The following is a 21,791-nucleotide window of genomic DNA, read 5'->3' as shown; positions in this document are numbered from 1 at the left end:
TCTTGTACCAACAATGGAGGTTTCGACCCGGTTCATGTGTGGAATTTGTGGAGAAGTCAGGTTCGATGGCGGTTCGCCGTCGGTTACGGCAGTCTCGATCATGGCGGACGTCCTTGCCCCTCGCGGGCCGGATGCGTCGGGCGTGGTGGTGCGCGGGAATGTCGGGTTGGGACATCGGCGATTGCGTATCCTCGACCTCTCCGACAAGTCGCAGCAGCCCATGGTCGATCCTGACCTCGGCCTTTCGCTCGTCTTCAACGGCTGCATCTACAATTTCCGCGAACTGAGGTCGGCGCTTGAAGAGAAGGGTTACAGATTCTTCTCGTCCGGCGATACCGAGGTCATCCTGAAGGCGTGGCATGCATGGGGCGAGGAATGCGTCTCGCGCTTCCATGGCATGTTCGCCTTCGTCATTCACGAGCGTGACAGCGGACGTGTCGTCATGGCGCGCGACCGTTTCGGCATCAAGCCGCTCTATATCGCCGAAGCCCAAGGCGCCTTGCGCTTCGCTTCCGCCTTGCCCGCGCTCGTCAAGGCGGGTGGCGTCGACACCTCGATCGACGTGGCTGCGCTCCACAATTACATGACCTTCCACGCGGTCGTGCCGCCGCCGCTCACGATCCTGAACGGCGTGCGTAAGCTGCCGCCTGCGACCCTTCGCGTCTATCAGCGCGACGGGAGCTTCAAGGACCGGCGCTACTGGGATCCGCCCTATCGCCGCCAGGCAGGCGACGCAGCCATTAGGCGCGAGGAGTGGCAGGAGCAGCTTTTGGACGCGCTGCGCATTGCCGTGAAGCGCCGCATGATCGCCGACGTGCCGGTCGGCGTGCTTCTTTCCGGCGGCGTCGATTCCAGCCTGATCGTCGGGCTGCTTGCGGAAGCGGGCCAGCGCGGCCTCATGAGCTTTTCCGTCGGCTTCGAGGAGGCGAACGGCGAAAAGGGCGACGAATTCGTCTATTCGGACCTCATCGCCGGCCACTTCGGTACGGATCATCGCAAGATATTCGTCCCGTCCGCCGATCTGATGGGGGCCTTGCCCGGGACCATCGCCGCAATGTCCGAGCCGATGGTCTCCTATGACAATGTCGGCTTCTATCTGCTCTCGAAGGAAGTTTCGAAGCACGTCAAGGTCGTACAGTCTGGACAGGGTGCGGACGAGGTCTTCGGCGGTTACCACTGGTACCCGCCGCTGATGAACTCCAACGACGTCGTTGCGGATTACGGCAAGGCCTTCCGCGACCGTTCCCACGCGGTCCTGGCCACCCAGTTGTCGGATTCCTGGATTGCCGACCACGACGTGAGCGGCGACTTGCTGAACGAGCATCTCCTGCGCGAGGGCGCCGATACGCCCGTCGATCAGGCGCTCCGCCTCGACAGCAACGTCATGCTCGTCGACGATCCCGTTAAGCGCGTCGACAACATGACCATGGCCTGGGGCCTGGAAGCGCGCGTGCCTTTCCTCGACCACGAGCTGGTGGAACTTGCCGCCCGCATGCCGCCGGAGGAAAAGCTGCGCGACGGCGGCAAGGGCATTCTGAAGGATGTGGCGCGCCGGATCATTCCGAGCGAGGTCATCGACCGCAAGAAGGGCTATTTCCCCGTGCCGCAGCTCAAATATATCGCCGGTCCGTATCTCGACCTGATCCGCGACACCTTGCGCTCTCAGAAGGCCCGTGAGCGGGGCATCTTCAAAGAAGCTTATCTCGACCGCCTGTTCGAAGCGCCGTCGGATCACATCACGCCGCTACGCGGCTCCGAGCTGTGGCAGGTCGGACTGCTTGAAATGTGGCTTGAAGCGCAGGGGGTGTAGCATGAAGAAGACGCGCGAGATCGCATTGCCGCGTCAACGCAGCAAGGGCACCAAGGCAGTCACGCACCGTTTGAACCGGCTGCGGACGCACACCCAGCCGGGGCGCGACGCCGAGGGGTCGAGGGCCTCCGGAGGGGCGAAGCGGGATGTCGTGCTCGACTGCGGTTGGGGCAGGCTCCTGTTCGCCCAGACGTTTTCCGACGACGAGAAGCTGTTGTCCGAGTTGCGCGAGGAGGCTCCCTCGAGCCGGGATATCGCCTTTTACGTACGGGACCCGCACGTGCTTCTGTCACGGGCGCCTCAGGAAATTTTCCTGGACCCGTCGCACACGTACCGGCTCGACCTGTGGACCTACCGTGCAAACACCCGCCGAACGCGAGGCATCACGATCCGCAGGCTCGCGTCGGAAGCTGACGGAGACGGCATCAACCGGGTCTATGCCGCCTGCGGCATGGTCCAGATCCGATCCGATTTCTTCTCTTCCGAGCGGGACGACCGATCGCTGACCTATTTCGTGGCGCAGGACGACGCCACGGGCGAAATCGTGGGCACGGTGACCGGGATCGACCACCAGAGACTGTTCGACGATCCGGACCGCGGCGCTTCGCTGTGGTGTCTCGCGGTGCATCCGCAGGCGCGCCAGCCGGGCATCGGCGAACATCTGGTCCGCAAGCTTGCCGAGCATTTCCAGGCACGCGGCCTTTCCTATGTCGACCTGTCGGTCATGCACGACAATACGATGGCGATCAGGCTCTACGAGAAGCTGAATTTCCGCCGCATGCCGCTTTTCGCCATCAAGCGGAAGAACGCGATCAACGAGAAGTTTTTCGCGATTCCGCATCAATCCTACGATGCGCTCAATCCCTATGCGCGGCTCATCGTCGACGAGGCCACGCGGCGCGGGATCCATGTCGAGATCACCGACGCGGAAGGCGGGTTTTTCCGCCTCTCCCATGGCGGCCGCTCGATTCATTGCCGCGAGAGCCTTTCGGAACTGACTTCCGGCGTCGCGATGTCGATCTGTGACGACAAGGCGATTACGCGGCGCATGGTCTCCACGGCGGGCCTTGTCGTGCCGGACCAGATGGAAGTGGGGGAGGACCGCGAGGCAGTTCGCGCCTTTCTCGAAAAACACGGCAAGGTGGTGGTCAAGCCGGCGCGCGGCGAGCAGGGTCGGGGCATCTCGGTCGGCATCACGACGATGGAAGCGCTGGAGGAGGCAATCGCATCGGCCCGTCAGGTCTGCGACCGGGTACTGCTCGAAGCCTTTTTCGAGGGAGAAGACCTCCGTCTCGTGATCATTGACTATACGCTTGTTGCCGCCGCGGTTCGCTTGCCGCCGCGCGTCATCGGCGACGGCCGCAGCAAGATCGCCTCCCTCATCGGGAAACAGTCGCGCCGCCGCGAGGCCGCCACGGGTGGCGAAAGCCGGATTCCGCTCGACGCGGAGACGGATCGCTGCCTTGCGGAACAGGGTCTCGATCTCGAAACGATACTGGCCGAGGGGCGGGAGATTACGGTTCGCAAGGCCGCCAACCTCCATGCGGGCGGGTCGATCCATGACGTGACGGAGATCGTGCATCCCGATCTTGTCGAGGCCGCCTGCAACGCGGCGCGGGCAATCAACATCCCGGTGGTCGGCATCGACCTGATGGTCCGCGATCCGGCGGAACCGGACTACGTGTTCATCGAGGCCAACGAGCGTCCCGGCCTGGCAAATCACGAGCCGCAGCCGACGGCGGCGAGCTTCATCGAGCTGCTTTTCCCCGGCAGCCGCACGGCGATGTAGCAGCCCGTCACTCCTGCGGTATCTCGCTGTCCATCAGCGCGTCGAGCGGCCCGGTCAAGGCCGTTCTCGGCGGCACGAGCTGCGGCTGGATCATGTGTATTTGCAAGGACGCTCTCGGTTCTTCGATCACTTCGAAGGCCCTGGCGATCATTCCCTCGATATTCTGCCGGATCATGATGACGGGGAAGGGGAGGAAGGAGGCGAACGGGTCGTAGTCGTAGCATCCGACGACCAGATCCGTGAAATTCTCGAGCGGATGCTTGGCCATGAAACGCAGCAATCCCTCGAAATTTATCGATGAGTTGACGAAGAAGCCGCGTGGCAGTTTTCCATGCTGTTCGTAGAAAGCTTCGAAGGCCTTTCGCGCGTTGTCGGCGGCATAGCCGGTCGGCCATATGCATTCGTCCGGGTCGGCGCCCAGCAACTCCTCCTTCACGGCGCGGAAGCCGCGTATGCGCTCGCGTGTGGCGTGATCGTCGCGGCCCCCGAACAGGTAGAGATCGTCGGGCTCGAGCGGCCGCTCGGCGGGGAAGTGGCGGATGATCGCCTCGGTCAGCAGGCGGCCGCCTTCGAAATTGTCGCTGATCACCGACGGCACTTTCGTACCGGGAAGGTCGATATTGATATGCTTCAGGCCGGCCGCTTCGCAGACCTCGTGCACGCCATCGGGATCCGTCGCGCCGCAGATGAACAATTCGTCGATGGAATAGGAGATCAGCGTTTCGGCCGTCCTGCGCTCCTCCTCGGGGTCGCGGCTGGCACTGACGACGATCGGACATTGACCTTTGCTGCGCACATGCGCCTCGAAGGTCTGGGCGAGCGAAGAAAAGTAGCGGTTGTCGTGCACGGGCAGGAGCAGGCCGACGAGGCCGGAGCGGGAGCTGCGCAGGCCCCGTGCTTGCCTGTTGGCAGTGTACTGATGCGTTTCGGCGAGGTTCCGGATGTGCTCCGCGGTGCTTTCCTTGATCCGTCGTTTGCGCCACGTGCCGTTCAGCACCGCGCTGACGGTGGAGGGCGAGCTCCCGGACAGCACCGAAAGATCATAGATGGTCGCCTTCTTCCTGCCGCCGTTCGTCATCTGACCTCCTCCAAACTCCGGAAAACCGATGCGCGCGTTTTCTGGAATTGCTCTAGTGCCGATTTCGGCTTGACGTAAGATTAACTCTGCACGATAGTCATTGCACCATCGATTGTGCAAAAAAGAAATATCGATTGTGCAAATCGTAGGTGCCGTCTGAGGAGGCGGCCGTCGGCGGCGGGACATTCCCTCCCGTCCAAGAGAGTCGAGCTGGAGGCCGGCGCATGACGCGCCCGGGAGCGTTCCCTTGGGGGAACATGTGGAGGAGAGACATGATCAGGAAAATTCTTGCCGCCGCCCTGGCGGCGTCGCTTTCGCTTGCGGGTGCCTATAGCGCCGCTGCGCAGGATGCGGGCAAGGTCGGTGTCGTCGTCAAGATCGGCGGCATACCGTGGTTCAACGCCATGGAGGCCGGTATCAAGGAGCGCGGCGAAGAGCTCGGCGTCGACGCCTTCATGGTCGGGCCGACCAGTGCCGATCCGGCACTGCAGGTTCGCGCGATCGAAGATCTGATCGCCCAGAACGTCAAAGTCATCGGCGTCGTACCCAACGACGCCAAGGTGTTGGAGCCGGTCCTCACCAAGGCCAGGGAAAAGGGCATTATCGTCATCACGCATGAATCCCCCAGCCAGAAGGGCGCGGATTGGGACTTCGAACTCGCGTCCGCCACCGGCTTCGGTGAGGCGCATGCAAAGCTGCTTGCGGAGAAAATGGGCGGCAAGGGCGAATATGCCGTCTTCGTCGGTTCGCTGACGGTGCCGTTGCACAATGCCTGGGCCGACGCGGCAATTGAATACATCAAGAAGAACCATCCCGAGATGACGCTCGTCGGCGATCGCTACGGCGTCGCAGAGGATGTGGACAAGAGCCGCTCGACGGCTCTCGACCTGATCTCCGCTCATCCGAATCTCAAAGGCTTCCTCGCTTTCGGAAGCCAGGGGCCGATCGGCGCCGGCCGCGCCATCGAGGAGCGCCGCAAGGTCGGCGAGATCTTCGTTCTCGGGCCCTTCTCGCCCGGTCAGGGCCAGAAGCTCATCAAGTCCGATGCGATTTCCGGCGGCTTCATGTGGAATCCCAAGCAGGCCGGCGAAGTCTTCGTGACGCTCGCCGACAAGCTCATGAAGGGCGAGGAAATCAAGGACGGCGAGGAAATCGAAGGTCTCGGCGTGATCCACCCCGACTTCGAAAACCGCAACATCATCGTCGACCAGCTCGTACCGATCAACAAGGAGACGGTCGCCGACCTCGCCGCAATGGGCCTCTGAACGGATAGAAGCGGGGCGGGAGCCAAGCGCATCCCGCCCCGCCAACGGGTTCTCCCGGCTGCTGGGCCGGCTCCGGCCGGCCTGGCAGATCCTCTGGAAACACCATCGATGGGCCTCGATAGCATGCACCAGTCGGCAAGCGCGGCGAGCACGGACAAGCCGCTTCTGTCTCTTCGCAACATCAATATGACTTTCGGCGGCGTCAAGGCACTGAAGAATGTCAGCTTCGACGTGCGCCCGGGCGAGGTCCATTGCCTCGCCGGAGAGAACGGCTGCGGCAAGAGCACACTCATCAAGGTGATCACGGGCGTCTACCGCCCGGCCGAAGGGGCGGTCATCGAATATGAAGGCGAAACCTATTCGCATATGTCGCCGGTCACCGCACAGGATCGCGGCATTCAGGTCATCTGGCAGGACCTTGCGCTTTTCCCGGAAATGAGCGTCGCGGAAAACATCGCCTTCCACGAGGTGCTCGGCGGGCGGCCGCGGCTGGTGGATTACGGCCGCATGCGCAGGATCGCGGTCGATGCGCTGGCCCGGCTGGGCATCACGCTCGACGTGGACCTGCCGCTCAAGGAATATGCGATCGCCCAGCGTCAGATCGTGGCGATTGCCCGGGCGCTGGTCGGGGAGGCGAAACTGGTCTTCATGGACGAGCCGACGGCATCGCTGACGCAATCGGAAACGGACCATCTGCTCGAAATCGTCCGCAGCCTGTCCGCCTCCGGCGTCGCGGTCGTCTTCGTCAGCCACCGGCTTGCCGAGGTTTTGGAGATTTCGAGCCGGATCACGGTCTTGCGCGACGGCGCGCTGGTCGGGGTCTATCCCGCAGCCGGCATGACGCAGTCGAAAATCACCGAACTCATGACCGGCAAGACCTTCGATCAGCACGTCCGCGCGCGCCCGAAGGAGGACCAGCCGGCCGTTCTCGAAGTTCGCGGCCTCACCAGGCCGGGCGACTTCGAAGACGTTTCGCTGACCGTTCGCCGCGGCGAAACGGTCGGCATAACCGGTCTGCTCGGGGCAGGGAGGACCGAGCTGGCGCTCACCCTCTTCGGCATGCTCAAGCCCGCATCCGGGACGATCAGTATCGATGGCCGGGAGGTCCGCTTCGGCTCGAACCGCGAGGCGATCAGGGCCGGCGTCGCTTATCTGTCGGAGGACCGTTTGTCACTCGGGCTCATCCAGCCGCAGGCGATCGCCGACAATCTGGTTATCGCCTCGCTGCACAAGATTCTCTCCGGGGGGCTTCTTTCCGAAGATCGCAAACGAAGTCTCGTCTCCCGCTGGATCGCCGATCTCGGCGTCAAGATCGGCCATCACGCCGACGCGATATCGACGCTTTCCGGCGGCAACCAGCAGCGCGTGGCGATCGCCAAATGGCTTGCCACCGATCCCAAACTGCTGATCCTTGATTCGCCCACAGTTGGCGTCGACGTCGGGGCACGGGCCGGGATCTTCGACATCGTCGCCAAGCTCGCCGAGAGCGGGCTTGCGATTATCCTGATCTCGGACGAGGTGCCGGAAGTCTATTTCAATGCCGACCGTGTCCTGCACATGGCCCAGGGCCGCATCGTCGGAACCTATGATCCGCGCCAGTCGCGGCTGGAAGAGATCGAGGCGGCCGTCTATGCGTAGCTTGATCCGCACTCACGCGACGGAATTTTCGCTGCTGGCGGTGATCGTCGTCATCAGTGCCGTGCTCTCCTTCGCGACGGCGAATTTCTTCTCGCTCGGCAACGCCTTCGATCTCCTGAACATCAGCGCCGTCAACATCATCTTCGCCGTCGGCCTTCTGGTGGTGCTGATCGCCGGCGGCATCGACATCTCCTTCGCCGTGGCCGCTTCCGTCGTCCAATACGGCACAGCGATCGCGCTCGGCTGGATCGGCGGCGGCGGCTGGATCTCCGGGCTTCTCATCGCCGGTTCGCTGGGCGTGCTGCTCGGCTGCTTCAACGCCTTTCTGATCCACCGCTTCCGGATCATTTCGATCGTCGCCACGATCTCTACCTTCAATATCTATTTCGGATTGCTGATGTTCTTCACCCGGGGCGTGTCGATCTACGACCTGCCTGACTGGCTGACGGACCGCGTGATCCTCTTCGAGCGTGAAATGCCCGACGGCACCTGGATCGAGATCACGCTTCCGGTTCTCGTCATGGTCGTCTGCGTCATTGCGACATGGACGCTGATCACGCGGACGACGACGGGCCGCCAGCTTTACGCCTTCGGCGACAATCCGGAAGGCGCCCGCCGCTTCGGCATCAATATCGGTGCCATGCAATTCATTGCCTTCGGCTGGCTTGGTCTCATGGCCGGCATAGGCGGTCTCATCCAGGCGCATTATGCTCAGGAAGTCGTGCCGAACGCGCTTTATGGCCGCGAACTCGACGTGCTCGCCGCGGTCGTGCTCGGCGGCGCGCGCCTCGGCGGCGGCAAGGGCACCGTGCTCGGCTGCGTGCTCGGCGTGCTTCTGATCTCGATCACTCAGAACGGACTGAACCTGATGGGCGTGTCGCCCTTCGCCTTCAAGATGATTATCGGCGCGATCATTCTGATCGCCATCACGCTTTCCAACACGCGGATAGAGCGCCTGCTGCCTTTTGTCGGTCAGAAGGGAACGGGCCGATGACCACAGTCTTCGAAAGGATCAAGGCCGCCATAGGGCCGGAAATGGCCGGTCCGGGGCTCGCCTTCGTCGCCGTCGTCCTCGTCTTCGGGATCGCCTCGCCGCAATTCCTGAGCGCCGCGACCTTCGGCTCCGTCGCCTTCCAGCTGCCGGAACTCGGGCTCCTGACGCTTGCCATGCTGCTGCCGATCCTGACCGGCGGCCTCAATCTCGCAATTACCTTCACCGCCAATCTGGCCGGACTGACCCTTGCCTGGATCCTCAAGGCGAACGGAGGGGCCGACGCGGGCTTCGGAATCTTCCTCGTCGGCTCCCTCCTTGCCGTGATGGTCGGTGCGGCAAGCGGAGTCATCATGGGCCTGGTGATCGCGTTCACACGCGCCCATCCGATCCTCGTCTCCCTGTCGATGATGATCTTCCTGCGCGGCCTTGGCGAGTTCCTGACGCGCGGGGGCGACATCTCCGGATTTCCGCCCTTCGTCGGCGTGATCGGCCACGGCTCCGTCGCCGGCATTCCCGTCCCGCTGATCGTTTTCGTCGTCTGCGTGCTCGCCTGGCATCTGCTTCTCGGTCGCACAAAGCTCGGCTTCAACACCTACATGATCGGCTCGAATCTCGAGGCGACGCGCTATTCAGGCATCAACACGCGCAAGGCGATCGTGCTTGTCTACACGCTTTCCGGGGTCATGTGCGCGATCGCCGGCATCATCATGTTGGCGCGCTTCAATTCGGTGCGCATCGGTCATGGCGAGTCCTATCTGCTGATCACGGTGCTCGCGTGCTTCCTCGGCGGCGTCAATCCGTTTGGGGGCTTCGGCCGGGTGATCCCCGTCTTCGTCGCGCTGGTGGTGCTGCAGCTTCTTTCGTCCGGGCTCAATCTCATCGGAGCCAACCAGCATCTCGCGACCGCCGTCTGGGGCATCCTTCTCGTCGGCGTGATGATTCTGCGTTGGGTCGTTTCGAAAATCAGGATTTCAATTGTCAGAAGAGGATCATGACGATGCAGGGTTTTGGCGTACATACGAGCATGTGGACGATGAACTGGGATCGTCCCGGCGCCGAACGGGCGGTAGCCGCCGCGGTCAAATACAAGGTCGATTTCATCGAGATCCCGATGCTCAATCCGCCTGCCGTCGACACGGAGCACACCCGCGCCCTGCTCGAGAAGAACCGGCTGCGGGCGGTCTGCTCGCTCGGCCTGCCGGAGCCGGCGTGGGCCTCGGTGCGGCCCGAGGCGGCGATCGACCATCTGAAGATCGCAATCGACAAGACTGCCGATCTCGGCGGCGAGGCGCTGTCGGGCGTCATCTATGGCGGCATCGGCGAGCGCACCGGCGTGCCGCCGACTGTCCAGGAGTATGACAACATCGCGCGCGTGCTGCAGGCCGCGGCCAAGCACGCCAAGTCGCGCGGCATCGAGCTTGGCGTCGAGGCCGTCAATCGCTACGAGAACCACCTGATCAATACCGGCTGGCAGGCGGTCAAGATGATCGAGCGGGTCGGAGCCGACAACGTCTTCGTGCACCTCGATACCTATCACATGAACATCGAGGAAAAAGGCGTCGGCAAAGGCATCCTCGATGCCCGCGAGTACCTGAAATACATCCATCTTTCCGAAAGCGACCGCGGCACGCCCGGCTACGGCACCTGCGGCTGGGACGAGATTTTCTCGACGCTTGCGGCGATCGGCTTCAAGGGTGGTCTTGCCATGGAAAGCTTCATCAATATGCCGCCGGAAGTGGCTTATGGCCTTGCCGTCTGGCGTCCGGTCGCAAAGGACGAGGAGGAAGTGATGGGCAACGGTCTGCCGTTCCTGCGCAACAAGGCCACGCAATACGGCCTGATCTGAACGAGGTTGGCGCGAGCACGGTCGGGGAGAAGAGACGGTGGATGCGATGAACGATCGAGACAGCGGCGCGGCTCCGGTCGCGGTTCTCGACATCGGCAAGACCAACGTCAAGCTGAGCGCGGTCGGGGCCGACGGGGCGGTGGCGGAGACGATCAGCGTCCCCAATCCCGTCCTCCCCGGGCCTCCCTGGCGCCACCACGACCTCACGAAGCTGGGCGAATGGGTTTTCGCGACGCTGGCGGCTCTGTCGCGGCGCCATGAACTTGCCGCTGTCGTCGCGGCCGGGCACGGCTCGGGCGGCGTTCTGACCGGTTCCGACCCCGAGGCCGGCGATGGTGCGGCGCTTCCTATGGTCGATTACGAGCAGCCGTTGCCGCCGGATATCCGCGACGGCTATATCCCGCTTGCCGGTACGTTTCTCGACCGCGGCAGCGCGACCATGCATGGCGCGACCCATCAGGCCCGCCAGCTCTATTGGATGGAGGAGCGCGAACCGGAAGCTTTCGGGAAAGCGCGCTGGTATCTCGGCCTGCCGCAATATTGGGCCTGGCGGCTTTCCGGCGTCGCCGCGTCTGAAGCGAGCTTTCTCGGGGCACAGTCGCATCTCTGGAATGTCGCCGAAAGGCGCTTCTCACCGATCGTCGATGCCCGCGGCTGGGAGCGGCTGATGCCGCCCTTTGCGAAAGCCTGGCAGACGCTCGGGCCGATCCGGCCCGAACTCGTCCGCAGGTTCGGACTCCCGGCAGAAATGCGCGTCCTCACGGGCGGCCACGACAGCAGCCTCAATCATTATCGCTATCACGCCGCGGGACTTCGAGATTTCACGGTGATCTCGACGGGTACCTGGATCGTCGGCTTTTCACGAACGACACCGGTCGAGCGCCTCGATGGGCACCGGGGTATGACGCTTAACAGCGACGTTTTCGGAAACCACCTCGGCGGGATTCTGACAATGGGCGGGCGGGAATTCTCCCAAATCGCCGGTTCCAATCCGCCGACGGACGACGCCCCCATTGAGGTCCTCGGGCGTCTGGTTGCGCAGCGGACCATCGCGGTGCCCTCCTTCGGCGACGACGATGGTCTTTTCCCCGGCAGCGCCGGAAGCGGGCGCATCCTTGGACCTGTGGCCGAGACGGCAATGGAGCGCAAGGCCCTGGCGCTCCTCTATTGTGCGCTGCTGACGGTGGAATGCATCGAGGCGCTTTCCACGGATCGCCTCATCGTGCTCGACGGCAGCTTCCTGCGCGATCCTCTTTATGCGGGTGTGGTTGCGGCATTGCTTCCCAAGCGCCAGGTGCGCTTCAATCTCGACGCCTATGGTGTTGCCGCCGGTGCGGCGCTGCTTGCCGGTCACGAGACGCGTAAGGGGCCGGCGCCGCTTGCCCTCAGCGAGCCCGTCGATCTTGCGCGGCTCAATCCCGAACTTTCCCGCTATGCCGCCGATTGGCGCGCGATCGCCCGCGCAATGCCGGGCAACAGAGATAAATTCCGGAACACGAAAGGAAATCTTCATGGCTGAGACGGACAAGCTGGCACTCCGGCGGGAAATGGTGGACATCTGCCGGCGGATGAATTCGAGCGGCATCAACCAGGGCACGGCCGGCAATCTTTCCGTCCGCACCGATGACGGCTTCCTCATCACGCCGTCCTCCATGCCCTATGACACGATGCAGCCGGACGACCTGGTGGAAATGGGATTCGACGGCACCTATGTGGGCCACCGCCCGTCATCGGAGTGGCGCTTCCATCGCGACATTCTGCGCGCGCGCACCGATATCGACGTGGTCCTGCATTGCCATTCGATCTACGCGACGACGCTCGCTTGCCATCACAAGACCATTCCGAGCTTTCACTACATGACGGGGATTGCCGGAGGCACCACGATCCGCTGCGCCGAATATGCGACCTTCGGAACGCAGGCGCTCTCCGACAACGCGCTTATTGCCCTCAACGACCGTTTGGCCTGCCTGCTCGGGCAGCACGGTCAGATATCGCTCGGCAAAACGCTGGAACAGGCATTGTGGCTTGCAATCGAGGTGGAGACGCTATCGCGGATCTATGTTCAGGCTCTGACGCTCGGAGAGCCGCCCGTACTGCCGGACGACGAAATGGAGCGGGTGATCGCCCAGATGCGGCGTATGAGCTATGGCCAGGCGCCGGATCCGGAGGGAGTGAACGACGTGGCGCGCCCGCGCGTGTAGTGAAGCCGGGCAGAGGGGGTGGCCACTCTTCGTGGGTGGTCTCCCTCGCCCTTCCGCCGCGGATCGCCTTCGCCGCCCAATTGCGTCGCGGCACTCAACTGTGCGCTTCTTCAGAGAGTTCGCTGATTTCTCGCGCAGAAAGCATCATTCGGCAGGCGCGAGCCACGGCAATTGCGATCGATAGCCCTCTTGGCGAGGTCACGAGACTAGCACCTCGGCAAAGCGGGTTGTCAGCCTTGGTATTCGAACTGTTCGTCGGTATTCGGCCGCCCTCCGGGAGTGAGGTCCAAGAGGGTCCACATCGGCTCGACAGTGCCCAAATGCCGTGGATCCTGCCCCGGCTCGGCCGGCAAGAACAACAGTTCAGAGGCCCAGCTCAGCCTGATCAGCCGGTCCGCGCCTTTGTGAAACACGGTAAGGATCGGCAATTGCTGGCCCTCCGCGTCCTCGCCGTGGTAGTCGTGTTTGAAGCTATTGTTCGCGGCAGAAAGGAGCTTCAGCCTGCGCCAGCCCCGATGAGCCGCAAAGGCTGCAACCTGCTCGATAGGCGCCTTTGCAACAGCCGCGATGTTTACGCCCATACCCTCTACGTGCGGCACCGCTCCCTCCCAGTTGTCGAGTAGGGCAGTACAAGACGGGCACGGACCGTCTTCGATCGGCAGCTCTGCCATCGGCCCGCTGCTCGGTTTGGGCCGCTTATCGCTGCGATGGCGAGGGAACATATAATGGTAGAGGATCAAGACATCGGTGCCGGGCCGAAACAGCTCGGAGAGTCGCACCTTTGCCAATGTCCCCTTTCCGTCCATGTGGTCGAATTCATAGTCCTCGGGAACGACCCCGCCCGGAGGGAGTGCTCGGATCTCTGCGGCCACGGATTCCATTTCGCGCCTGAGTGCTGCTTCGCGCTGCAGTAGCTTGTCGCGAGCGGTGCGATAACTTGAACTTTCGTTCGGAAACGTTATGCCCATGGGACCACTCCATTGAAGCGATGGGCCGGAGTGTAACACAGCTCAAGGAGTCCGCTCAGCCGGCTGGTCGGTCGCCGAAAGGCCGTCGGCCGCAAGACTGCCGTCAGGACCGTTCAGCACCTCCGGCGCACAATCTGCTCAGCTCGTCCTTCTAAGGTCGCGTAGGGATCCAGGAACAGCTCCGCTCGTTTCGCGCAGGCTCTAAAATGACGATAACCACTCCTCGGTGTTCATAACCTTTACTTGAACTGAGAAGCGCTTGCTGAGAAGTTCCAGCGATGCATCGTGCGTTTGATCGGTCGCGCTACATACCGCATCCTTCAGCAGGATAATATTGTAGCCGAGATCGATAGCCCCAAGCGTCGCGGCCAGCACGCAGATGTCCGTCTCGCCTCCTGTTACGACCAGTGTGCCGATATCCTGATGAAGCAAGGCGCTGTGCAGGCGACCATCCGTCCAGGGCGAATAGGTCCTTTTGTCAAAAATGCGTGCTGGCGGTACCAATCTTTTCAGGTCCGGAACCAGATCCACCAGAACCGGATCAAGTTGGGTAGTCGTCATCATCGGCCATTTCTCGTAGTACGCCTGCCACATGCCTGGCAGTTCCTCAGGGGCGGACGGCGGCACGAAACGCGTGAATATCGTGCGCTCCGGAAACCGGCCTGCAACTTCAACGACCTGGTCGAATACCTTCGGCATCCAGGTAACTTGCCAAGGAGTATCCTCGGCGAACATGCGCTGCATATCTATGCACAGATGCGCCCATTTTCCCGGATTCATTTCCTACGCATCGTCCTTCTTCTGAGAGCGACATGACGGTAAGAACTCCAACAGAGGAGTGGAGTTCCAGCTCTCACGGACTGGCCAGGTGCGCGAAACGCTCGGATTGGCTGCGGTGACGCTGCAAACGTTATGAAACGCCAGTTCTGCGGCCCTACGACACCCTTGATTTGCTGGAGAATGAATGGCCGAACCACGGAGAGCGCAAGTGGTGGACGAGCTTATACCTATCGGCTCCTTGCTTTTCCTCAGTAAGCGTGTCGCCAGCCCACGAGGGTGTCAGAAGATGCGAGTGATCGCCGGAGTTACGCAATGCTTCCAGCTTGCTGATCAACAGGTTCAGCCCTGTGAATTCGTGCCGAACTGCGACCTGAGCGTGACACGCTAACCGACACGTCGCATTTGCGCGAGTAGTTTCTTGCGGAAGACTTCTGCGGGCGTTCGGTAGCCTAAACACTTCCGCGGCGTCGAGCTCTGGCTGCCAAGGCTGCTTGGTTACCAGGGCTGATGGGAGTGATCATGAAGCCGATCTACATTCTGAACGGGCCTAACCTCAACCGCCTTGGCAAGCGAGAGCCTGAAATCTACGGGACGACGACACTGGCCGAAGTCGAGGCCTGGTGCCGGGAGTCGGCGGGAGATCGGCCGGTAGAGTTTCGTCAGACCAATAGCGAAGAACAGTTGATCGACTGGGTTCATGAAGCAATCGACGAGGGCGAGGGGATCATTATCAATCCTGCCGCCTTCATGTTCACCTCGGTCGCACTCCTGGACGCCCTCAAGATGTTCAAGGGGCCGATTATAGAATTTCACATCAGCAACGTTCATCGCCGCTAGCCAATTTATCACCGCTCCTATGTCTCGATGACGGCGACCACCGTTATGGCGGGGCTGGGGGCGGAGGGATACCCGCTGGCTGTGAAGGCGCTGGAGATGCTGATCCTGAAACAGATTTGATAGCGCACCCACGACTCAATTTAACTGTTCTCGTGATGGCAGCAGAGCGCCTTCGCCACTTAACATCGCGGGTAGCGCGTCTAAGGAGCTGGCCCTGCGCCGCGCGCGAACCAGCGGATGTGCGCTGAAAAGTCGATCGCAATCACAGTCGGCGGGCATTGCGCGAAAAAAGCCCATCATTTCCTTACGGCGCAACTTCTTGCGCAGGATCGGTTGCTCAGCAGCGTTGACGCCATGCAATTGAAAGACATGTTTTGGCGTATCCATGCCAATACGAATAATCTGCTCCACGGACGGCTCCCTTTGCTTGAGTTCACAACGACTCACTCTGGCACATTCGATGCCGTTCGGGGCCGTCCACCCCAACAGAAGCAAGCACTCGGCGAGGGATTAAGCTCACCAGGGATTGGCGCAAAGCCCGTTTCAAAAGATCGCATAACGTATCGGCCGGAACCTGTCTGTGGACTGGGAACAGAGCTTGGAGCGGACTGTTGTTACCATTAACGCAATTTTGGTAACAACTCCCGGGTGACATTGTAGCGAATTTCTGCTATTACCATCTATGCGAACATGGTAACAACGTAATGCAGAACATCTCGCACACCTACCAGACGCTCTACAGCGAGCTCTCGCAGCGATCTCTTGATGGCTCGTTCGCAGGCGAGTTCAATGTAGAAGGCCGGTTTATCACTGCTGAGGTGAAAGGGCGTCGATACTGGTACTTCGATCTACCGGATGGGGCGGGCGGCAAGAAGCGAACATACGTCGGCCCTGTCGAGGATCCTGAGATCACAAGACGGGTCGAAACTTTCAAAGATTTAAAGGCAGGCATCCGTGAGCGCCGAAAGTTGGTGTCAACTCTCGTGCGCGAAGCGTATCTACCCCGCCCGGAAAGGCAAACGGGGGACATTGTGCAGGCGTTGGCTGAGGCCGGTTTTTTCCGGTTGCGTGGCGTCCTGATCGGTACCGTCGCCTACCAGTGTTATCCGGCAGTATTAGGCGTTCGCCTGCCGGGGACGGCAATGCTTACGGCCGATGCGGATTTCGCTCAGTTCTATTCGATTTCGGTGGCTGTGGACGATCAAGTGCCGCCCATGCTCGAGACGCTGAAGAAGGTCGATCCGACATTCAGGGAGATCCCTCACCAAGCCGACGGTCGCTTCACAACGCAGTACGCGTCTCGGAAGGGCTACAAGGTCGAATTCCTTACTCCAAATCGTGGTTCTGACGAATATGGCGGGCGACCGACACCCATGCCCGCACTCGGCGGAGCTGCGGCTCAGCCGCTCCGATTCCTCGACTATCTGATTTACCATCCGATCCGAGCCGTTCTGCTGCACGGTGCCGGCGTGCTGGTGAATGTCCCCGCTCCGCAGCGGTACGCCATTCATAAACTCATCGTCGCCAGCCGTCGCCTGACGGACGATGACGGCATGGCGAAGAGTCGCAAGGACCGAGCACAGGCTGCCACCATAATGGAAGCCATGATCGAAACGCGACAGACGGAGGACTTGGCCGACGCCTTCATGGAAGCGTACGACCGTGGTCCAGCCTGGAAAGAGGCAATTCGCAAGAGCATAGACCAGCTCGAGAATGATGTTCGTCATCGTATTCGATCAGGGCTTACCGAGGGTATCCACAAGTTGGAGGAGAATCCCAACAACTACGATCTCCGGGAGAGAACTACGGCTTCACCCAAGTGAGACGCCGGTTGAACAGAGATCTTTTCTCAACCAAGGAGCCTCCAAAGGTAAGCCTTCTGTGCTGAGAAGATCGCCCCGACGCAAGCGTGCGATAGTCAGTAAGAGGGGCGTAGCTCCTAGCCGAGCCGAAGAGGGTGAGGATATCTGAGTTCGATCAACAACGGCAGGCTGCTCTTGCGGTGGTGCGCTGCTCGACGTTTTCGCATGCGAAGCTATCTACCTCCTGAGCAGCGGGAAGCCGTCTCGTAGTTGCCGCTCTGGTCCCTGATCTCTGATCGGAGGGAGGATCTATATGCCGTTCCGTCCTGCGAAAGCACTTGCCACGGCGACCATGCTCCTTGGCTTGCCGGCGTTTGCTGAGGACACTGTGCGGGTATCGGGTTGGGGCGGGTCCGAGGTCGCCATCGTCAACGGCTTATTAACCAACGTTCTTGCCGACGAGCTCGAAAAAGCCGGCATCACGGTAACGTACGAACCCGTTGATGGCGACTTTTCGCAATTCATTATCAACGGCCTTTCGGCGGGCACCGCTCCAGACCTCTTCTACGTCGATATCTTCTGGGCGCGCTCCATTTTCAGCGCCGGGCAAGCAGCACCGGTAACGGAGGACGTTTTCGGTTTTGCAGTCAATCTCCTCGAAGCCTTCACCTATGATGGGAAGCTTTACGCGATCCCGAAGGACTTCAACACGCTGGCGGTACATTTCAACAAGGACATCTTCGATGATGCGGGAGTTGCCTATCCAAGCGACGACGATACCTGGACGACGCTGCAGGAGAAACTCGTAGCGGTGCACAAGGCTCTTCCGGAGGTCGATGGCCTCTGCATCGTTCCGGAATATGCCCGCTTCGGCGCCTTTGCAGTGTCGACGGGCTGGCGCCCTTTCGACAGTCGGGGAAAAACTATGCTCGATGAGCGTTTTCAGCGGGCTTTCGATTTTTACACCGGCCTCGTGAAGTCTGGGGCCGCCGTTATGGCCGCCGACGCAGGTCAAAGCTGGAGCGGCGGTTGCTTGGCGTCCGAGCGGGCTGCCACAGCGATCGAGGGCGCCTGGATCATCAGCGCCCTGCGCGATAGTGCTCCAAACATGAGCCTCGGCACTGCCCGGATGCCGAAAGACCCTGAAAGCGGCAAACGAGGAAATATCGTCTTTACCGTCGGTTGGACCGTCAATGCGGCCTCGAAAGTCCGTAAGGCTGCTGCAAAGGTCGCTGAGCTCCTGACCACAGAGGAGGCCCAGCAATGGGTTTTGGAGCAAGGGCTGGCCCTCCCGAGCAGGACCGCACTGGCTCACAACCCCTGGTTACGGGGCGGCCAGTCCGAACAGATGACAAGCCGAGTGGTTTTTGAAGGCCTCTCGGACGATCACGTCACGCCATATTTCTTTGGAAACGTCGGAGGAAGTTGGATGCAGCCAATCAATGCTGCGCTCAATGCTGTCATCCTCGGGGAGGCGGATGCCGACACCGCTTTGGCATCGGCACAAAGCGTCTTCGATCGGATGCTCGCAAAGTAAGGCCGAGTTCTCGGATGCGCAACGTGAAGCAGGGCACCTGCGGGAGGGGATGCATGTCGCGAGCAGGTTCGGAAGAGAGGAGCGGCTGGCTCTTCGTATTGCCCTTTACAATCTCGATGGCGCTGTTTTTCGTCTACGCGATCGTCCGGACAGCCTGCTACAGCTTTACCGATTTCGACTTGTTCAAGGGACCGGGCTTCGTCGGGCTGTCCAATTACACTGCACTCGTCTCCGATGAACTTTTCCTTATCGCCCTGCGCAACACGATCGGCTTCTCGCTCATCGTCACAACAGTCCAGAGCATGCTTGCGCTTGCCCTGGCGGTTCTCGTGAATCATGCCGTGCGGGCGAGGGGGCTCATTCGTACGGTGTTTTACCTGCCATCGATCATGTCCAGTGCGGCCATGACGCTTATCTTTCTCTGGCTTTTTCAGGGAGATGGCTTCATGACCGCGATTGTCAGCGTCGTGCTTACTTATCGCGGGCACATTCTGTCGTTCCTCGTGGGCATGGCTGCGCTGCACGGCGCCCTGGTTCTCAACGCGCGACGCAACTACGAAGGTGTTTCGATCTTCGATCCATTCTTTCTGCTCGTCGCCGCCGTAGGCGCGCTGGCGCTTGCTGTTTCCTGTGCCCTCGCGGGATTGCTGTCTGTTTTCGACAACAATCTGCCTATTTCCTGGCTAAATACGCAGCGCCATTTCCTTTTCATGCCGGTCACGCTGTGGTCCGTGGCGTTGATGAACGTTTTTACGACGGTCCCGACGCTGATGCTGTTGTTCCTGGCAGGCCTGCAGTCAATCCCGAGCAGCTTATACGATGCGGCTGAGGTCGACGGAGCCAACGCTTTCCAGCGATTTCGCCACATAACCGTGCCGGCGCTCAGGCCGGTAACCTTTGCCGTCGTGACGATGGGCGTCATTGGTACCCTACAAATGTTTGACCAGGTTGCGATTTTAGGAGATGCGGCTCCCCTCGCAAGTCGAGTAACGCTTGCCTACTACGTTTATGAGAACGCCTTTCCCGCAGGCGCCTCTTCGAGAATCGGTATGGCAAGTGCTGCGGCCCTCGTCCTTGGCATCCTTACAATCACAGCCGTCTACGTGCAAAAATCGCTCGGCGTGAAGGAAAAGGGCGAATGATGGCGAGCACGCCGGCTGCTAAAGTCCCTCCCTTGCGCCGCCGTTTACCGGCTGGCGCGCTTCGCCGGCGGCAGCTTGCGGCGAGCGCCTGGCTATATCTGGCCTTTCTTGCCGTCGCGACCGTGATGGGGGGGATGTTCGTTCTTGCCTTTATAGCGAGCTTGAAAGTCGATCCACTCGAGAGACCGTTCCGCATCTATTTCGATCAGCTCAATCCGGCCGCATGGATCGCCGCCGCTCGCTTGGGACAGGAGGGTGCGGGTGACGCTTTGTGGGGAGGACTTGCTCCTGGCGCCAAAGTTGATTTCAGCGTGACGTACGCGGCACCCGCCGATGCTACGATTGTTGAACCCAGAGCCGAGGTTCCTCGCCGCCGCCCGGGCTCGGGCATCGCCGCTGCGCTCATGCGGCATTATGCGGCGGATTATGCGTCAATTGCCCTGAAAAGTTCCAGTTCGGCAACGATGGAGGTTCATGACGAAAGCGGCATTCGGCGAGTGTGGCAGACTCGAACATTCGTCTATGAGATCGCCTACCGTACCGACCGCCGGAACGGGCCGCGGATCGAACGCACGCCGCTCAATCTGACCGCTCCGCCTTCTCAAACGCTTATCGACAGTCCGATTTCGCCATCGCGATCCGAGCGTCGTGGACGTCTGCTGAGTTGGGACAACATCACACCAGGCGCTCTCGGGTTGATCTTCAACAACTACCGGCGAGTTATAAACGAGACGGCTGACCTGCAGACAGGGAAGAGCCTGTTCGGAAGCTGGCTGGTCAATAGTCTTGCCATCGCTACCGGGCGCCTGGTCCTGACGCTCGTCGTCGCCAGCCTTGCCGGATATGCGCTCGCGCGGCTCAAGTTCAGGGGCAGCCGGCTACTGTTCGCAGCACTGATCTTCTCAATGACGATTCCGGCGCAAGTGACCTTCGTCTCAAACTATTTGATTTTCCGGGACCTGTCGCTTCTAAATACCCCCTGGAGCGTAATCGTTGTTTTCGTCGCCTCGGCCAATGTCCTGTTAATGAAGCAGTTTTTCGAGGGGTTCCCAAGAGAGATAGAGGAAGCTGCCATCGTCGATGGCGCTAACCGTTTTCAGGTCTTTTGGAAGATCGTTCTGCCAAACGCCAAGCCGGCTTTGTTGGTCAACGCGATTCTCGCCTTTCAAGGCGCTTGGAACGACTTCTTTTGGCCCCTTGTCCTTATCACCAGCCCACCTGAAGCGCTGACGGTCCAAGTCGGGCTCCTCAGCCTACGTCGTTCGTTTGGGGGTGTGCAGGGCGATTGGGGCCTCGTTCTGGCAGGTGCGTTCCTCTCGGTCGTGCCGGTCCTCATCCTTTTCGTGCTCTTCCAGCGGCACATTGTCCCCACTCAGTTTACTAAGGGCGTCACATAAACTCCCGGTTTGGTGGCTACCCGGAGAGATCGTCCAGGCCGGATAGTCTGACACAGCGCAGTCTCAGACGGCGGCAAGCATAGGCGGGCAGGAACCGCATTGCGACTTAGATAGGCTCCGACAATCCGGCTTGTCAGCTCCAGCTTCCGCTCCGCATTGCTCGAACCCGATTCGCTCAATATCGTCTCCTTTGCTTGCTGTCGTTCAGTCCGGTTCGGTCAAAGTGCAGGTATTTCGGCCGGAACGAAGGCGGCAGACGGTTATTTCCGGAAGGGGCGCCGCAAGCGAAACTACCAGCCGCCGGAGGCGTTCTTCATCCCGTGAGTTTAACATCAGGAGAACAGCCAATGGCGGACGACAGCACCACGACAATCCGGGCCACGTTCGAAACACGCGAAGCAGCCGATCTGGCAGTCGAGCATCTGGTCCAGCAGCACGGGATTTCGAGGCCCGATATCTTCGTTCAGTCGGGAAGCGACCGGAACACTGCGGGTGCGAGGCCCTCGGGCGGGGATGCCTCTCATGACGGGGGCGCCCGTCGAGACGCGCCGCTCGCAGGCGAGATCGAGGTCTCGGCCGATATCGCGTCCAGCCAGGTCACCGCCGTCCGGCGCAGTCTTGGAGATGCCGGCGCCATCCGTGTGTCGAGCCGCTGAGCATGGCCAACAATCTTGCAAAATACAGCGCCATACGGGATTTCAAGAAGA

Annotated in this window: 18 protein-coding genes and 2 pseudogenes; 15 read left to right on the top strand and 5 right to left on the bottom strand. The window is 61.0% G+C overall.

What is annotated here, in order from left to right:
* Positions 1 to 34 precede the first annotated feature (34 nt).
* Together ACFHWW_RS19130 and ngg are read left to right on the top strand one after the other, a co-directional pair.
* Complete coding sequence (locus tag ACFHWW_RS19130) at positions 35 to 1,810, top strand: N-acetylglutaminylglutamine amidotransferase (protein ID WP_379940088.1); 1,776 nt, start codon at positions 35 to 37, stop codon at positions 1,808 to 1,810.
* Between the two features lies 1 nt (position 1,811).
* Complete coding sequence (gene ngg / locus ACFHWW_RS19125) at positions 1,812 to 3,599, top strand: N-acetylglutaminylglutamine synthetase (protein WP_379940086.1); 1,788 nt, start codon at positions 1,812 to 1,814, stop codon at positions 3,597 to 3,599.
* A gap of 7 nt (positions 3,600 to 3,606) precedes the next feature.
* On the opposite strand, the gene ACFHWW_RS19120 is transcribed toward ngg, so the two are convergent.
* Positions 3,607 to 4,677 (bottom strand): LacI family DNA-binding transcriptional regulator, encoded by a 1,071-nt coding sequence (locus ACFHWW_RS19120; protein WP_379940084.1) that lies wholly within the window; start codon positions 4,675 to 4,677, stop codon positions 3,607 to 3,609.
* A 272-nt stretch (positions 4,678 to 4,949) separates the two neighbouring features.
* On the opposite strand from ACFHWW_RS19120, the gene ACFHWW_RS19115 reads away from it, so the two are divergent.
* From ACFHWW_RS19115 to ACFHWW_RS19085, 7 genes are all read left to right on the top strand, one after another.
* Positions 4,950 to 5,942 carry an autoinducer 2 ABC transporter substrate-binding protein gene (locus ACFHWW_RS19115; protein ID WP_127711376.1) on the top strand — a complete coding sequence of 331 codons (993 nt, stop codon included), beginning with the start codon at positions 4,950 to 4,952 and terminating at the stop codon, positions 5,940 to 5,942.
* Positions 5,943 to 6,050: 108 nt separating this feature from the next.
* Positions 6,051 to 7,580: a sugar ABC transporter ATP-binding protein gene (locus ACFHWW_RS19110; RefSeq protein ID WP_379940082.1), complete on the top strand. Its 1,530-nt coding sequence runs from the start codon at positions 6,051 to 6,053 to the stop codon at positions 7,578 to 7,580.
* Entirely contained in the window at positions 7,573 to 8,574 is a 1,002-nt protein-coding gene (locus ACFHWW_RS19105; protein ID WP_275598812.1) for an ABC transporter permease, read from the top strand. Before ACFHWW_RS19110 ends, ACFHWW_RS19105 begins: the two co-directional genes overlap by 8 nt.
* Entirely contained in the window at positions 8,571 to 9,569 is a 999-nt protein-coding gene (locus tag ACFHWW_RS19100; RefSeq protein ID WP_379940079.1) for an ABC transporter permease, read from the top strand. Before ACFHWW_RS19105 ends, ACFHWW_RS19100 begins: the two co-directional genes overlap by 4 nt.
* Positions 9,570 to 9,571: 2 nt before the next feature.
* Complete coding sequence (locus ACFHWW_RS19095; RefSeq protein WP_026168976.1) at positions 9,572 to 10,420, top strand: sugar phosphate isomerase/epimerase; 849 nt, start codon at positions 9,572 to 9,574, stop codon at positions 10,418 to 10,420.
* A 46-nt stretch (positions 10,421 to 10,466) separates the two neighbouring features.
* Positions 10,467 to 11,939, top strand: a complete 1,473-nt coding sequence (locus tag ACFHWW_RS19090) for an FGGY family carbohydrate kinase (protein WP_379940259.1) — start codon at positions 10,467 to 10,469, stop codon at positions 11,937 to 11,939.
* On the top strand, positions 11,932 to 12,621 hold the full coding sequence (locus ACFHWW_RS19085) for a class II aldolase/adducin family protein (protein ID WP_379940077.1): 690 nt from the start codon (positions 11,932 to 11,934) through the stop codon (positions 12,619 to 12,621). Before ACFHWW_RS19090 ends, ACFHWW_RS19085 begins: the two co-directional genes overlap by 8 nt.
* A 230-nt stretch (positions 12,622 to 12,851) precedes the next feature.
* On the opposite strand, the gene ACFHWW_RS19080 is transcribed toward ACFHWW_RS19085, so the two are convergent.
* The 3 genes from ACFHWW_RS19080 to ACFHWW_RS19070 all read right to left on the bottom strand — a co-directional run bounded on the left by ACFHWW_RS19080 (position 12,852) and on the right by ACFHWW_RS19070 (position 14,703).
* Positions 12,852 to 13,589 carry a DUF899 family protein gene (locus tag ACFHWW_RS19080; RefSeq protein WP_379940075.1) on the bottom strand — a complete coding sequence of 246 codons (738 nt, stop codon included), beginning with the start codon at positions 13,587 to 13,589 and terminating at the stop codon, positions 12,852 to 12,854.
* Positions 13,590 to 13,790: 201 nt separating this feature from the next.
* Positions 13,791 to 14,369 (bottom strand): cysteine hydrolase family protein, encoded by a 579-nt coding sequence (locus ACFHWW_RS19075; RefSeq protein ID WP_379940073.1) that lies wholly within the window; start codon positions 14,367 to 14,369, stop codon positions 13,791 to 13,793.
* Positions 14,370 to 14,523: 154 nt separating this feature from the next.
* Positions 14,524 to 14,703 carry an Imm32 family immunity protein gene (locus ACFHWW_RS19070; protein WP_275598814.1) on the bottom strand — a complete coding sequence of 60 codons (180 nt, stop codon included), beginning with the start codon at positions 14,701 to 14,703 and terminating at the stop codon, positions 14,524 to 14,526.
* A gap of 185 nt (positions 14,704 to 14,888) precedes the next feature.
* Between ACFHWW_RS19070 and ACFHWW_RS19065 the strand changes: the two are divergent.
* A pseudogene (locus tag ACFHWW_RS19065) lies at positions 14,889 to 15,326 on the top strand (type II 3-dehydroquinate dehydratase).
* A gap of 101 nt (positions 15,327 to 15,427) precedes the next feature.
* On the opposite strand, the pseudogene ACFHWW_RS19060 reads toward ACFHWW_RS19065, so the two are convergent.
* A pseudogene (locus tag ACFHWW_RS19060) lies at positions 15,428 to 15,617 on the bottom strand (IS110 family transposase); the annotation flags it as partial.
* 293 nt (positions 15,618 to 15,910) lie between these two features.
* On the opposite strand from ACFHWW_RS19060, the gene ACFHWW_RS19055 reads away from it, so the two are divergent.
* The 5 genes from ACFHWW_RS19055 (at position 15,911) to ACFHWW_RS19035 (ending at position 21,740) form a co-directional block, all read left to right on the top strand.
* Positions 15,911 to 17,029, top strand: a complete 1,119-nt coding sequence (locus tag ACFHWW_RS19055) for a GSU2403 family nucleotidyltransferase fold protein (RefSeq protein WP_379940071.1) — start codon at positions 15,911 to 15,913, stop codon at positions 17,027 to 17,029.
* 292 nt (positions 17,030 to 17,321) lie between these two features.
* A complete protein-coding gene (locus ACFHWW_RS19050) occupies positions 17,322 to 18,545 on the top strand; it encodes an extracellular solute-binding protein (protein WP_379940069.1) in 1,224 nt (407 codons plus the stop codon).
* A 53-nt stretch (positions 18,546 to 18,598) separates the two neighbouring features.
* A complete protein-coding gene (locus tag ACFHWW_RS19045) occupies positions 18,599 to 19,687 on the top strand; it encodes a carbohydrate ABC transporter permease (protein ID WP_379940067.1) in 1,089 nt (362 codons plus the stop codon).
* The gene (locus ACFHWW_RS19040; RefSeq protein WP_379940065.1) at positions 19,684 to 21,084 is read left to right on the top strand and encodes a carbohydrate ABC transporter permease; all 1,401 of its coding nucleotides are present in this window, start codon (positions 19,684 to 19,686) and stop codon (positions 21,082 to 21,084) included. The genes ACFHWW_RS19045 and ACFHWW_RS19040 overlap by 4 nt, the downstream gene beginning before the upstream one ends.
* A gap of 347 nt (positions 21,085 to 21,431) precedes the next feature.
* Positions 21,432 to 21,740 carry a hypothetical protein gene (locus ACFHWW_RS19035; protein WP_379940063.1) on the top strand — a complete coding sequence of 103 codons (309 nt, stop codon included), beginning with the start codon at positions 21,432 to 21,434 and terminating at the stop codon, positions 21,738 to 21,740.
* Positions 21,741 to 21,791 lie beyond the last annotated feature (51 nt).

Origin of the sequence: Sinorhizobium sp. P24N7, assembly GCF_042436655.1 — a bacterium.
Taxonomy (GTDB): domain Bacteria; phylum Pseudomonadota; class Alphaproteobacteria; order Rhizobiales; family Rhizobiaceae; genus Sinorhizobium; species Sinorhizobium meliloti_A.
This window is presented reverse-complemented; position numbering and strand designations above follow the sequence as displayed.